The sequence below is a fragment of the Halomonas sp. LES1 genome, from assembly GCF_031846005.1.
Lineage (GTDB): Bacteria > Pseudomonadota > Gammaproteobacteria > Pseudomonadales > Halomonadaceae > Halomonas.
This window is the reverse complement of the sequence record NZ_JAVRGC010000001.1, coordinates 315,930-329,138: the sequence shown is the minus strand read 5'-3', so window position 1 is coordinate 329,138 and position 13,209 is coordinate 315,930. Positions and strand designations below refer to the sequence as shown.

Here is a 13,209-nt window from a genome sequence, read left to right as displayed (position 1 = left end):
TACTTAGGTTGCTATACAAAATGGTGGGCAAACAGAAAAAAGAGTTGACGATGGCCTCATGTCACCGTATTATCTGCCCCGTTCTCGCAACGGCGAGATCGGTGTGGGGCCTTAGCTCAGCTGGGAGAGCGCAACACTGGCAGTGTTGAGGTCAGCGGTTCGATCCCGCTAGGCTCCACCAACAAGATTCAATGAATCAGCCGCCTGGCGCACTGCGTCAGGCGGCTTTTTCGTGGTCGATCGTGTGTGGTCGATCGAGGGTGCAACATGGCCCCTGGCATGGGGATACGCCGACAGAGGCTGTTGCCCCCGGCACGACGGCCGGGGGTGGCGTGGCTTATAGTCCGATGGCGGAAGAGGTGGAGCGGCGAGGGTCGGCCCCACCGTAATACATCCCGTCCTCGATCAGGATCGACTGGGCGGCACCCATGGCCGATTGCTGGCTGATGGTGTGACCGCGCTCCCTGAGCAGTTCCAGCGTATCGGGGCTGAAGCCGGCCTCGGTGCGGATTTCGTCGGGCAGCCACTGGTGGTGCATGCGCGGGGCGCTGACCGCCGACTGGATGTTCATGTCGTGGTCGATCACGTTCATCAGCACCTGCAGGGTGGTGGTGATGATCCGCGAGCCCCCGGGGCTGCCGGTGATCAGGTAGTTCTTGCCGTCGCGCTTGACGATGGTCGGGGTCATCGAGGAGAGCATGCGCTTGCCGGGCTCCACCTTGTTGGCCTCACCACCGATCAGACCGTAGGCATTGGGGACGCCGGGCTTGGCCGAGAAGTCATCCATCTCGTTATTGAGCAGAAAGCCGGCACCGTCGACCACGATGCCCGAGCCATAGCTGAAGTTGATGGTATAGGTGTTGGAAACGGCCAGGCCATTGTCATCCACGATGGAGAAGTGGGTGGTCTCGTTGGATTCGTAGTCGACCGGGTTGCCGGGGGCAATCTCGGCGCTGGGGGTGGCCTGTTCACCGATCTGGGCGCGCAGCTCGGCGGCGTACTCCTTGGAGGTGAGCCCGGCCAGCGGCACATCCACGAAGTCGGTATCACCGAGGAACTCGGAGCGATCGGCATAGGCGCGTTTCATGGCCTCGGCCATCAAGTGCATGCTCTCGGCCGAGCCGAAGCCCATTTCGCCGATGGGGTACTCCTCCAGGATGTTGAGCATCTGCACGATATGGGCGCCGCCGGAGGAGGGCGGGCTCATGGCGTAGATGTCGTGCCCCCGGTAGGTACCGTGGCTGGGTTCGCGAATCACCGGCTGGTAGCCGGCCAGATCCTCCTGGGTGATCAGGCCGCCGTGCCGCTCCATTTCGGCGACGATCAGGCGGGCGGTTTCGCCTTCATAGAACTCCCGGGCCCCCTCCTCGGCGATACGCTTGAGGGTGGCGGCGAGGTCGGGCTGCCGGAATAGCTCGCCGACCTGATAGCCGCTGCCGTCCTCCTTGAAGAACTTGGCCATGCTGGCATCCCAGGCCTCGAAGCGGCCGCGGGTATCCTGCAGTCCCTTGACGAAGCGCGGGGGGACGGCAAAGCCCTCCTCCGCCAGGCGTATGGCCGGTTCCAGCGCCTCGGCAAGGCTCAGGGTGCCATGCTTCTCTAGCGCCAGGGCCAGGCCGGCCACGGTGCCAGGCACCCCTGCTGCCAGGTGGGTGAAGCGTGAGCGTTCGGTGACCGCTTCGCCATCCTCGTCCTGGAACATGGTCTCGGAGGCTGCCGAAGGTGCGGTCTCGCGATAGTCGATGGCGATGACCTCGTCACTCTCCTCATCGGAGATCAGCATGAAACCGCCGCCCCCGATATTGCCGGAGCGCGGCTGGGTGACCGCCAGGGCAAAGCCGGCGACTACCGCTGCGTCCACGGCGTTGCCGCCATCCGCGAGCACATCCCGGGCTACCTCGGAGGCAAGAAAGTGACTGGTGGCCACCATGCCGTTGCGACTCTCCTGAGGATGGAAACGCTCACCCTCGAGAATGGCTTGTTGGGAGAAGGCGGCGGGAGAGGTCAGCAGGCTCGCCGAGAGGAGGGCGATGGTCAGGGCTCTGGGCGCAGGGGGCGTCAGAAAGCGAGTGCTCATTGTAGTGTTCCTTGTTTTGGTGAGCAGAGTGGCAGCCTCGTGTGTGGGGTACGCCGTTGGGTTCTGCCCTCATCGCCAGCCTGTGGCGATCGAAGGCAGGAACGATCGGCGGCCCCCGGGCCGCCCATTCAGTTAGGTTCGATAGTCTGCTGCTGTCAAACCGGCGAGCGTGATGACGCTCGCCGGTGGTCGTGTCAGGGGGTGGCGTGCCAGAAGGGCTGGCCCAGGGTCGGCGTGCTGGGGCTGGCGGTCTGGCGTCGCTCCATCAGGCCGGCGAGATAGGCCTCGCGACCCGCCTCGATGGCGCGGGCGAAGGCGGCCGACATCTGTGCCGGGCGACGAGCCTTGGCCACGGCGGTGTTGAGCAGCACGCCATCGAAGCCCATCTCCATGGCTTCCGCGGCCTGGGAAGGCGCCCCGAGGCCGGCGTCGATGATCATCGGCACGTCGATACGCTCGCGCAGGGTGCGCAGGGCGTAACGGTTCATCAGGCCGCGCCCGGTCCCGATCGGTGCCCCCCAGGGCATCAGCGCCTGGCAGCCCGCCTCCTGGAGACGCTGACAGAGCACCAGGTCGTCGGTGCAGTAGGGCAGCACCTTGAAGCCCTGCTCGATCAGTTCCCGAACGGCTTCCAGCAGGCCGAAGGGGTCGGGCTGAAGGTTGTAGTCGTCGCCGATGACCTCGACCTTGATCCAGGGTGTGTCGAAGAGTTCCCGGGACATCTCGGCGAGCGTGATGGCTTCCCGGGCAGAGCGACAGCCGGCGGTGTTGGGCAGCAGCTGGCAGCCGCTTTCTCGCAGGATCTGCCAGAAGGCATCGCCGTCGCCACCGGCGTCGCCGCCGCCGGGGTTCTGGCGACGCAGCCCCAGGGTCAGCATGGCGCAGTCGGCGGCCTCGATGGCCTCCTGCATCACCTGTGGCGACGGGTAGAGGGCCGTGCCAAGCAGGAAACGGCTGCTGAAGCACTCTTCATAGAGCACCAGCGCATCGTCATGGGTTGAGTGGGTGTGCATCAGCCGCCTCCTACCGGGGCCACGATATCGATACGATCATCCTCGCCGAGGGTGCGCTCGGACCAGGTGGAGCGCGGCGCGAAGGCATCGTTGATGGCCACGGCAACGCGACGCTCGCCATAGCCCCACGCCTCCAGGGCCTGCGCCAGGGGGGTGCCTTCGGGGAGCCGAGCGGGCTCGCCGTTGAGGCTCAGGGTGATCTCATGCATGGGGTCACTCGCTTTCACGATAGGGTCTCCTGTGGGACGGGGCCGTCCAGTAGGTCGGCGAAGGGCTTGTCACCTTGGCCCCGGATCTCGCTCAGCAGATGCTCCACCACTGCCGGGGCAAGCAGATAACCGTGGCGAAACAGTCCATTGGCGCTGATCAGCCCATCACTTAGGGTAACCCGGGGCAGGTTGTTGCGGAAGGCGGGGCGCAGGTTGACGCCCTGTTCGAGGATGCGCGCCTCGGCGAAGGCCGGTGACAGGGTATAGAGGGCGCTGGAGAGCTCCAGCGAAGACTGCAGCGATATCGGTGAGCGATCCTCGCTTTCGATGGAGGTGGCGCCGATCACGAAGCGCCCATTGGGCTTGGGGACCACATAGAGCTGGTAGCGCGGGTGCATCAGGCGCACCGGCCGCGTCAGCGTGATCTCGCTGGTCGTCACATGCAGTGTTTCGCCGCGCACGCCGCGCAGGGTGGGGTGGTTGGGCTTGGCGCCATGGCCACGGCAGTCGATCACCAGGTCGAAGCGGTGTCTTCCCGCCGGGGTGGCCACTTCGCCGGGATGCACTTCCACCGGCGTATGGGCATGGCACTCGCCGCCCAGCTCACGAATCGCCCCCAGCAACCCTGTCAGCAGCTCGCGGTTATCCAGGTGTGCTTCATCGGCAAGAAACAGACCGTGGCGAAAGCGGGTCAGATCGGGCTCCAGATGATGGATGGCGCTGCCATCCAGTTCCTGATAGAGGGCGCCTTCCCCCAAGGTATCGGCAAGGTCGCGGCGGAACTGGATCAGCTCGTTGCCATCCTGGGGATGGGCAACCACCAGGCTGCCGTGTTGATGCCATAGCCCGGGCGCCTGCAGCTCCTCTAACCAGGTGGGCCAGCGATCGAGAGCCATCTGCCCCATCTCATAGACACTGTGCTCGCTGACAACCGTTTCGGCCAGGGGAGCGACCATGCCGGCGGCGGTCCAGGCAGCGGCGGGCGGCGTATCCAGGTCGCCTGCATCGTAGAGGCTGACGGCATGGCCGTCGCACAGCAGGCGCCAGGCTGTCAGCCGGCCGAGCAGGCCGGCGCCGGCGATGGCGATGCGGCGTTGTGGGGTGGCGTTCATGAGGTGCATCCGGCGGTTGGCGGTGTGGAGATCAGACTGGATGCAGGGTAGGGGCGGGCTGGGGCACGAGCTTGTTCCCTCCGCAGGCATCAACCTGATCAGGTTCAACGGGTTCGGCCGTACCGATCTCAGCCCCTTGATACCGCATGACGGTGAGAGGGGCGCCCCGACAAGAGCTGCCAACATAACCAAGAAGGCCCGCCGACGCAATCGAGCGTCGGCGGGCCTTGGTCATTGATGTTCATCGCGCCTCTCCGGGGCATGGCCCTGGCGGCGACTGTGCTCCGCCGAGGAGAGGTGTTGCGGGTCAGGCTGGGTTCAGGCGCAGTCGGCGGCGCCCTCTCCGAACATGTCGAAGAGCAGTTCGCGCCCCATGCCGGTCAGCACGAAGCGGCGCTGGTCGTTCCAGGTAGCGGCCTCGCTGGACTCGAGTATGCGCTGACAGACCGACCATTCGTGGCTGTCGCTCTCCAGCGTTTCCAGCGCAGTGGGGTCGAGGCCACGATGGGGGACGGTGACGGTTTCGAGCACGTGGCCCTGGCGATAGAGCAGGGCGGCCATGTTGGCGAGGCATTGGCGCAGGCTGCGCTGCATCCCGAAGGTGTCGATCGAAGAGGTAGTCATGCGCCGCGTCTTCCTTGGTGGAAAGTGCTGCGGCGCAGTATACAACCTTGGTCGAATAAGACCAAGGTCTAGTAGTGGGGTTACGGCGCGTCGTGGACCTCGCCGAGGAGCAGGAACTCGATCAGTGCCTTCTGGGCATGCAGACGATTGCCTGCCTCCTGCCAGACCACGGCCCTCGGGTCGTCGAGCAGGGTCTCGCTGATCTCCTCGCCGCGATGAGCCGGCAGGCAGTGCAGGAACAGCACGTCCTGGTGAGCGCGATCGAGCAGTGATTCGGTGACCTGCAGACCGGCGAAGGCCGCCTCACGCTTGGCCTGCTCCTCCTCCTGTCCCATGGAGGCCCAGACATCGGTCGTTACCAGATCGGCGCCGGTCACGGCCTCGGCGGGGTCGCGCAGCAGGGTGACGCGATCGCCGGCGGCCTCGAGGATATCCTGGCGCGGCTCATAGCCTTCTGGGCAGCAGATGCGCAGCTGGAAGTCGAACTGGCGGGCCGCATTGATCCAGGAGTGGCACATGTTGTTGCCGTCGCCGATCCATACCGCGGTCTTGCCCTTTACGCTGCCGCGTAGCTCGGTCCAGGTCATCACATCGGCGAGCAGCTGACACGGATGGTAGTCGTCGGTCAGCGCGTTGATCACCGGCACGCTGCTGGCCTCGGCGAACGCCTCGAGTCCGGCGTGGGAGAAGGTGCGGATCATCACGATATCGACCATCTCGGAGAGCACGCGGGCGGTGTCGCCGATGGGCTCGCCCCGGCCGAGCTGGGTGTCGCGGGGAGAGAGGAACAGCGCATGGCCGCCGAAGTGTGCCATGGCGGTCTCGAAGGAGACCCGGGTGCGGGTCGAGGACTTCTCGAAGATCATCGCCATGGTGTGATTCGGGAAGGGAGTGTAGTTGGGCCCCTCCGCCTTGAGCGCGTTCTTTATGGTGATGGCGCGCTGAATCATGTTGCTCAGCTCTTCGGGGCTGGCATCCATCAGGGTCAGGAAGTGCCGAGTGGCCATGCGGTGCTCCTCGCAAAAGCGCTCATCCTAGCCAGCCGCCGGGGGATGCGCAACGCGTTGTGGATCAGTAGAATGGCTGTCACCAAGACCTACCGCCGGGATCAGGTATTGATCGTACCGGCATTCGCGACCTCTGTTGTCCGCTACACCCATAGGGAGACGCCATGAGCACCACCCTCGAGAACATCCAGCGCCAGATCGGCGAAAACCCGATCCTGATCTACATGAAGGGCACCCCGCAGCTGCCCCAGTGCGGCTTCTCCGCCCAGACGGTGCAGGCGCTGATGGCCTGTGGCGAGCGCTTTGCCTTCGTCAATATTCTGGATAACCCGGATATTCGGACCGAGCTGCCCAAGTACGCCAACTGGCCCACCTTCCCGCAGCTGTGGGTCGAGGGCGAACTGGTCGGCGGCTGCGACATCGTGATGGAGATGCACCAGAACGGTGAGCTCGAAACGCTGATCAAGGAAACGGCCGCCAAGCACAAGGACGACCAGCCGGAAGCCTGAAGCGATAAGCTAGAAGCCTGAAGAAAAACACCCCTGCAGCATGGCTGCGGGGGTGTTTGCTATGGGGCGGGCTTATGCTGCTTTCCAGCCTATGGCGCCTCTTCCATTCCCTGTTCGCGCTGGGTCTGGGCCCAGCCGCCGATCTCCTTGTAGCGATTGACCATGGCGCAGAACAACTCGGCGGTGCGCTCGGTATCATAACGAGCCGAGTGTGCCTCGCTGTTGTTGAATTCGATGCCGGCGGCTCGGCAGGCCCGGGCCAGTACCGTCTGGCCGTACATCAGGCCGGCCAGGGAGGCGGTATCGAAACTGGAGAAGGGGTGGAAGGGGTTGCGCTTGATGCCGGAACGGTTCACCGCGGCGTTGAGGAAGCCGTGATCGAACGCCGAGTTGTGGCCGACCAGGATGGCGCGGGTGCAGCCATGGGCCTTGATCGACTTGCGTATGGGACGAAAGATCTCGTTGAGCGCCTCGGTCTCGTTGACCGCCACCTGGCGACGCAGGGGGTCGTCGAGCCGGATGCCGGTGAAGTCCAGTGCCGATTGCTCGATGCTGGCACCCGCAAAGGGCTCCACGTGGAAGGCATAGGTCGACTCGGGGAGCAGGTAACCCTCGGCGTTCATGGTCAGGGTGACCGCGGCGATCTCGAGGATCGCATTGCGCTCGGAATCGAAGCCGCCGGTTTCCATGTCGACCACCACCGGCAGGTAGCTGCGGAATCGCTGTGCCATCAGGTCGCGGGCGATCGCCTCGCTCATGCACCTCTCCTTCGTGTTTGGCATTGATGTCACGGGCAGGCTGGCCGCGGCCCGGCTCGAGTCCGCGCAGTCTAGCAGCTCGCTCCCGTGAGGTCCCGTGGATGGGCGGTATTCGAGGCCATGCTGGCGCGCTATACTGGCAGGTCTCTCGTATTCATCAGAAAGGAGCTCCTCGAATGTCCGATGTCAAGAAGGTGGTGCTGGCCTACTCCGGCGGCCTGGACACCTCCGTAATCGTCAAGTGGTTGCAGGAAACCTACAACTGCGAGGTGGTGACCTTCACCGCTGACATCGGTCAGGGCGAGGAGGTGGAGCCGGCGCGTGCCAAGGCGCAGGCACTGGGCGTCAAGGAGATCTACATCGAGGATCTTCGCGAGGAGTTCGTGCGCGACTACGTCTATCCGATGTTCCGTGCCAATACGATCTACGAGGGCGAGTACCTGCTCGGCACCTCCATTGCGCGCCCGCTGATCGCTCGCCGCCTGATCGAGATCGCCAACCAGACCGGCGCCGACGCCATCTCCCACGGCGCCACCGGCAAGGGCAATGACCAGGTGCGCTTCGAGCTCGGCGCCTATGCGCTGAAGCCGGGCGTCAAGGTGATTGCGCCCTGGCGTGAGTGGGACCTGAACTCCCGCGAGAAGCTGATGGCCTACTGCCAGCAGCACGACATCCCGGTGGACTTCGCCGGCCAGAAGAAGAAGTCGCCCTACTCCATGGACGCCAACCTGCTGCATATCTCCTACGAGGGGGGCATCCTCGAGGATCCCTGGGCCGAGGCCGAGGAGGACATGTGGCGCTGGAGCGTCTCGCCGGAGGCCGCCCCGGACGAGCCCACCTACGTCGAGCTTACCTATGACAAGGGCGATATCGTGGCCATCGATGGGGTGCCGATGAAGCCCCATGAGGTGCTCGAGAAGCTCAACAAGATGGGCGGTGACAACGGCATCGGCCGTCTCGATATCGTCGAGAACCGCTATGTCGGCATGAAGTCTCGTGGCTGCTACGAGACGCCCGGGGGCACCATCATGCTCAAGGCGCACCGCGCCATCGAGTCGCTGACGCTCGATCGTGAGGAGGCTCACCTCAAGGATGAGCTGATGCCCAAGTATGCCGAGGTCATCTATAACGGCTACTGGTGGAGCCCGGAGCGTCGCATGTTGCAGGCCGCCATCGACGAGACCCAGCGCAATGTCTCGGGTGTGGTTCGCCTCAAGCTCTACAAGGGCAACGTCATCGTCGCCGGTCGCCAGTCCGATCAGTCGCTGTTCGACGAGTCCATCGCGACCTTCGAGGATGATGCCGGCGCCTACGACCAGAAGGATGCCGAAGGCTTTATCAAGCTCAATGCCCTGCGCCTGCGTATTGCCGCCGGCAAGGGACGCAAGCAGGACTGATGCCGCCGTGGGGCGCCTGCGGGCGCTCCACCGGCATGCATTCCGCAAGGATCGTGGGTGCTAGGTCTAGGTACTAGTAGGAGGCTTGTCATGTTCAAGAAGCTTCTCTCGGGACTGTTCGGTGCCGGCGATGACGATGGCTCCCCTGGCCATGCTCCGGCCGCCGAGCCGGTGGAGCATAACGGCTATCTGATTGTCTCCGAGCCGGCCCAGGAGGGTGGCCAATACCGCGTCAGCGGCTGGATCCGTCGGCCGCTGAGCGGGGATGGCGAAGAGGACGAGGATGAGGTGCTCGAGCACCGCTTCGAACGCTCTGATATGGTGCCCGGCCGCGAGGCCTGCGACGAGCTGATGGTCAGCAAGGCGCAGCGCTTCATCGACGAGATGGGCGACGACATGTTCGCTCGCTAGTCCTGGCGAGAGAGTCGTGCGCCTTCTGCATCGTGCCTCACCATGGCGGGATCTGTTTGCCGGGGCGACCCTGCCGGATCCCGCCAGCCTGCCCGATCTTCTCGCGCCCCTGCGCGATGCCCTGGTCGACCTGGGGCCCCATCCCGACCTGGCCGACGCCCACGCCTGGCAGCCCACCCTCGTGGAGGCCCTGTGGCGTCTCGATCTGCCTGCCTGGCGGATCGCCCAACTGATCAGCGACCATAACGCCTGGCTCTACCGTCGTGCCATCCGTCTCGCCGAGATCGAGATGAAGGGACAGGGGTGGGGCGCGCCGCCGGTGGCATACTGTGTCGTGGTGCTGGGCTCCGGGGGGCGCCACGAGAGCCTGCTGGCCCCGGATCAGGACAATGCCATGATCATCGACGAGTATCCGGATGCCCGGCATGTCGAGATCGACGGTTATTTCCAGTCGCTGGGCGAGCGCTTCAGCGAGCGGCTCGATCGCGCGGGGATTCCGCTGTGCAGTGGTCATGTCATGGCGCGCTGGCCGATGTGGCGCAAGCGCCTCTCGGAGTGGCAGCGCCAGCTCGAGATATGGAGCGCCGACCGGCGCGTCAAGCGCGTCCAGCAGGCCAATATCCTGCTCGATTTCACCCCGGTCTTCGGTGACGAGCCCCTCGCCGAGGCGCTGAGCGACTGGGTGGCGGCGCGCCTTCCCGCGGCGGGGCTCTTCCTCGACGAGATGGGGGCGCTGTTCGATGAGCAGCCGGTGGCGCTGGATCGCCTCGGCCGGTTGGCCGGGTCACTGGAAGGGGCACCCCACGAGCGGGCCATCAATCTCAAGCATCAGGCCATCCTGCCACTGGTTGCCGCGGCAAGACTCATGTCGCTGCGGCACGGTGTGCGCGAAACCGATACCCGGCGGCGGCTCGCTGCGCTGGTCGCCAGGGGCAAGCTGGGGGCCGACAACTGCCGTGAACTCACCGCTGCCCATGGGCGCTTGCAGGCACTGCTGCTCCATGAGCAGTGCCACAACCTCAGCGCCGGCCGTGCTGCCGACGGCTGGGTGGATATGGCACGCCTCGGCAGGGACCAGCGGTTGCTGCTGCGACACGACCTGCAGCAGATACGGGCGCTGCAGCGCCGCGCGCGCCGGGGCTAGCCGGGCTTCGCCCGGAGCTGGAAGAGCGCCTGCTCCGCAGGCTTAAGCTTGAAGCTGGAAGAAAAACCTTGGCATCAAGAGTTAGCAGGGGAAAGCTGCCTTGCAGCTTGCAGCTTGCAGCTTGCAGCTTGCAGCTTGCAGCTTGCAGCTTGCAGCTTGCAGCTTGCAGCTTGCAGCTTGCAGCTTGCAGCTTGCAGCTTACGCTTCCGACGAAGCCGACGGCGCTTCGGGTAGCTCCATGATCAGGCAGGCCCCTCCGAGATGGGGGGCCTGCTCCACCCATAGACGGCCGCCCAGATGGGCCACGATCCCGCGGCTGATGGGCAGGCCCAGACCGCTGCCTCGGGGGCGGCCATGACGCCTGTCGGGCGCTGCATCGACGCGCTGGATCTGGTGGAACTTCTCGAACACCCGCTCGCGCTCCTCCTCGCCGATCCCGGGGCCATTGTCCTCCACCATCAGGCGGTAGTGGCGCTTGTGTGTCAGCAGGCTGAGTCGTACTCGTGCATCATCCTCGTCGGCAAACTTCCCGGCGTTGTCGAGCAGGTTGATGATCACCTGCTCCAGGCGATCCGGGTCGCCGATGACCGGGGCCTGCTCCGGCTCGATCACCACCTCCAGCGCCACTCCCCGGTCCGCCTGCATATGATGCACCGCATCCACGCTGTGACGCACCAGCGCCACCAGGTCGAGGGGTTGAGGGTTGAGCGTCAGGCGCCCGCTCTCCAGGCGTGCCAGGTCGAGGATCTCCTCGATCAGCCGTGAGAGTCGCTGGCTCTCCTTGACCACCACATCGAGGAAGTGCAACCGCTTCTCTTCAGGCAGGTTGTCGCTGTCGCGCAGGATCTCGGCGAAGGCGCGGATCGAGGTAAGCGGAGTGCGCAACTCGTGGCTGACCATGGCGACGAACTCGTCCTTCAGGCGGTCGAGCTCGCGCAGACGCTCGTTGGCGGCCCGCAGCTCCTCGCTGGCCTGGGCCAGCTCGCTGGACTTCTGCTCCAGGCGTCGGTTGATCTCCAGGGTCTCGGAGGTGGTATCGAGGATGCTGAGGATCGACTCCAGGTCGAGTGCTTCACCGCGTACCACCGAGTTGATCAGCACCCGTGCCGAGGCATTCCCCAGCGCCCCGGAGAGCGCCTGTTCGGCGCGTGCGATCTGGGCCGGGGTGGCCGGCTGTTCGGCATCACTCGTGTGGGGTTCGGTATCGGCGAAGACTCGGGCGGTCGTCCCCGTGCCCAGGTAGCGGTCGAGCAGGGTGCGCAGCTCGCCGCGGGTGGTCTGGCCGTGCCATAGGGAGGTCTCCAGCAGATTCGGGTGCATGGCCTCGGCAAACAGCGCCGCCTGAGTCTGCTCCAGCGGCGATTGACGACTGAACAGCGAGACCCCGACCAGCAGGCCGAGATTGGCGGAGAGGCTCCACAGCAACGAGTGGGTATAGATGTCCCAGCCCTCCAGGCCGAAGAGTGCATAGGGTCGCAGCCAGCTGATGCCGAAGGGCCCCCGCTCGAGGAAGGTGGCGTCGAGCCAGCCAGACTGGGCGAAGCCCGGGATCAGCAGGGTCCAGGCCCAGACCAGGGTGCCGGCGATCAGCCCAAGGGCGGCGCCACGGTGATGCGCGCCGCGCCAGTACATGCCAATCAGCATGGCGGGGGCGAACTGGCAGGCCGCGGCGAAGGAGACCAGGCCGATGGTCACCAGGCTGTAGGCGTCGCCGACCAGCGCATGATAGAGGTAGCCGAGCAGCAGTATCAGCACGATTGCCACCCGACGGATGCCCAGCAGCCAGCCGGCCAGCTCGCCGCTGGCACTGCGATGCAGGTGGCGGGTGCGCAGCAGCAGCGGCATGACCAGCTGGTTGCTGACCATGGTGGAGAGCGCGATGGTTTCGACGATGACCATGCTGGTCGCCGCCGATAGGCCACCGATAAAGACCAGCAGCGGCAGCCCCTCCAGGTCGGCAGAGAGCGGCAGGGTGAGCACGAAGCGGTCGGGGTCGGCATCCCCCATCAGCAACAGGCCCGCCATGGCGATGGGGATCACGAACAGGTTGATGGCCAGCAGATAGAGCGGGAAGAGCCAGCTGGCGCGGGCCAGGTGGCGCTCGTCGACGTTCTCCACCACCAGCACCTGGAACTGGCGGGGCAGCGTGAGAAATGCCAGGAAGGCCAGCACCAGCATGCCGAACCAGGCCGTACTCGTGCCCGGGACGGCATCCAGCCCGAGCCGGTTGGCGAGGTCGGGCGTGGCGGCGACCCGGGCGAAGAGGTCGCCGGGGCCCTGGAAGAGCACGAAGACCGTGAAGATACCCACGGAGAGGAAGGCCACCAGCTTGACCAGGGACTCGAAGGCGATGGCGGCCACCATGCCCTCGTGGCGCTCGCTGGCATCCAGGTGGCGGGTGCCGAAGAGGATGATGAAGACGGCCAGCACCAGCGCTACCCAGAACGACTTGTCCAGCCAGAAGGGCTCGTCGGCCAGGCGCAGGTCGCCGGCATCGGGGTAGTTCACCAGCACCGCGTGGGTGACGGTGATCGCCTTGAGCTGCAGGGCGATATAGGGCGTGATGCCGATCAGGGCGATCAGTGCCACCAGGGCCCCGAGGCCCGAGCTCTTGCCGTAGCGGGCACTGATGAAGTCGGCAATCGAGGTGATGCGTTGAGCGCTGGCGATACGCACCATCTTGCGAATCAGGAAGGGGGCCATCAGCATCGCCAGGGTCGGCCCAAGGTAGATCAGCAGGAAGCTAGGGCCGAACTGGGCGGCGCGGCCCACGCTGCCGTAGAAGGTCCAGGCGGTACAGTAGACGGCGATGGAGAGCGCATAGACGTTGGGCGAGCCGATTATCGAGCGGCCCTGCTCGGCGCGTCGATCGCCCCAGGCGGCGATCAGGAACAGCAGTGCCAGGTAGCCGAAGGCGACACTGAGCACCACGATGTCGCTGCGCATGA

Annotated in this window: 12 protein-coding genes, 1 tRNA gene and 1 riboswitch; of the genes, 5 read left to right on the top strand and 8 right to left on the bottom strand. The window is 65.3% G+C overall.

The genetic code is table 11. From position 1 onward, the window contains the following. Window positions 1–105 precede the first annotated feature (105 nt). A tRNA-Ala gene (locus tag RM463_RS01635) sits at window positions 106–181 on the top strand. Between the two features lie 156 nt (window positions 182–337). Here RM463_RS01635 and ggt read toward each other — a convergent pair. The 6 genes from ggt to argF form a co-directional block, all read right to left on the bottom strand. After that, entirely contained in the window at window positions 338–2,077 is a 1,740-nt protein-coding gene (ggt, locus tag RM463_RS01630; protein ID WP_311428711.1) for a gamma-glutamyltransferase, read from the bottom strand. Between the two features lie 194 nt (window positions 2,078–2,271). Continuing rightward, complete coding sequence (locus RM463_RS01625; RefSeq protein ID WP_311428710.1) at window positions 2,272–3,090, bottom strand: thiazole synthase; 819 nt, start codon at window positions 3,088–3,090, stop codon at window positions 2,272–2,274. Further along, window positions 3,090–3,317, bottom strand: coding sequence for a sulfur carrier protein ThiS (gene thiS / locus RM463_RS01620; RefSeq protein WP_311428709.1), 228 nt, complete (start codon window positions 3,315–3,317; stop codon window positions 3,090–3,092). Before thiS ends, RM463_RS01625 begins: the two co-directional genes overlap by 1 nt. After that, the gene (gene thiO, locus RM463_RS01615; protein WP_311428708.1) at window positions 3,314–4,411 is read right to left on the bottom strand and encodes a glycine oxidase ThiO; all 1,098 of its coding nucleotides are present in this window, start codon (window positions 4,409–4,411) and stop codon (window positions 3,314–3,316) included. The genes thiS and thiO overlap by 4 nt, the downstream gene beginning before the upstream one ends. A gap of 58 nt (window positions 4,412–4,469) precedes the next feature. Further along, window positions 4,470–4,590, bottom strand: a riboswitch (TPP riboswitch). A 139-nt stretch (window positions 4,591–4,729) separates the two neighbouring features. Next, window positions 4,730–5,035 carry a hypothetical protein gene (locus RM463_RS01610; protein ID WP_195687235.1) on the bottom strand — a complete coding sequence of 102 codons (306 nt, stop codon included), beginning with the start codon at window positions 5,033–5,035 and terminating at the stop codon, window positions 4,730–4,732. A gap of 80 nt (window positions 5,036–5,115) precedes the next feature. After that, a complete protein-coding gene (argF, locus tag RM463_RS01605; RefSeq protein WP_311428707.1) occupies window positions 5,116–6,042 on the bottom strand; it encodes an ornithine carbamoyltransferase in 927 nt (308 codons plus the stop codon). Between the two features lie 164 nt (window positions 6,043–6,206). On the opposite strand from argF, the gene RM463_RS01600 reads away from it, so the two are divergent. Further along, the gene (locus RM463_RS01600) at window positions 6,207–6,551 is read left to right on the top strand and encodes a Grx4 family monothiol glutaredoxin (protein WP_195687233.1); all 345 of its coding nucleotides are present in this window, start codon (window positions 6,207–6,209) and stop codon (window positions 6,549–6,551) included. A gap of 89 nt (window positions 6,552–6,640) precedes the next feature. Here RM463_RS01600 and rnt read toward each other — a convergent pair whose 3' ends face one another. Further along, window positions 6,641–7,309 carry a ribonuclease T gene (gene rnt / locus RM463_RS01595; RefSeq protein ID WP_195687192.1) on the bottom strand — a complete coding sequence of 223 codons (669 nt, stop codon included), beginning with the start codon at window positions 7,307–7,309 and terminating at the stop codon, window positions 6,641–6,643. 176 nt (window positions 7,310–7,485) lie between these two features. Between rnt and RM463_RS01590 the strand changes: the two genes are divergently transcribed. The 3 genes from RM463_RS01590 to RM463_RS01580 all read left to right on the top strand — a co-directional run bounded on the left by RM463_RS01590 (window position 7,486) and on the right by RM463_RS01580 (window position 10,261). Further along, window positions 7,486–8,706 carry an argininosuccinate synthase gene (locus RM463_RS01590; protein ID WP_195687191.1) on the top strand — a complete coding sequence of 407 codons (1,221 nt, stop codon included), beginning with the start codon at window positions 7,486–7,488 and terminating at the stop codon, window positions 8,704–8,706. Between the two features lie 90 nt (window positions 8,707–8,796). After that, the gene (locus tag RM463_RS01585; protein WP_195687190.1) at window positions 8,797–9,117 is read left to right on the top strand and encodes an HlyU family transcriptional regulator; all 321 of its coding nucleotides are present in this window, start codon (window positions 8,797–8,799) and stop codon (window positions 9,115–9,117) included. Between the two features lie 16 nt (window positions 9,118–9,133). Next, on the top strand, window positions 9,134–10,261 hold the full coding sequence (locus RM463_RS01580) for a DUF294 nucleotidyltransferase-like domain-containing protein (RefSeq protein WP_311428706.1): 1,128 nt from the start codon (window positions 9,134–9,136) through the stop codon (window positions 10,259–10,261). Window positions 10,262–10,459: 198 nt separating this feature from the next. Here RM463_RS01580 and RM463_RS01575 read toward each other — a convergent pair whose 3' ends face one another. After that, a complete protein-coding gene (locus tag RM463_RS01575) occupies window positions 10,460–13,207 on the bottom strand; it encodes a sensor histidine kinase (RefSeq protein WP_311428705.1) in 2,748 nt (915 codons plus the stop codon). Between the last annotated feature and the right edge of the window lie 2 nt (window positions 13,208–13,209).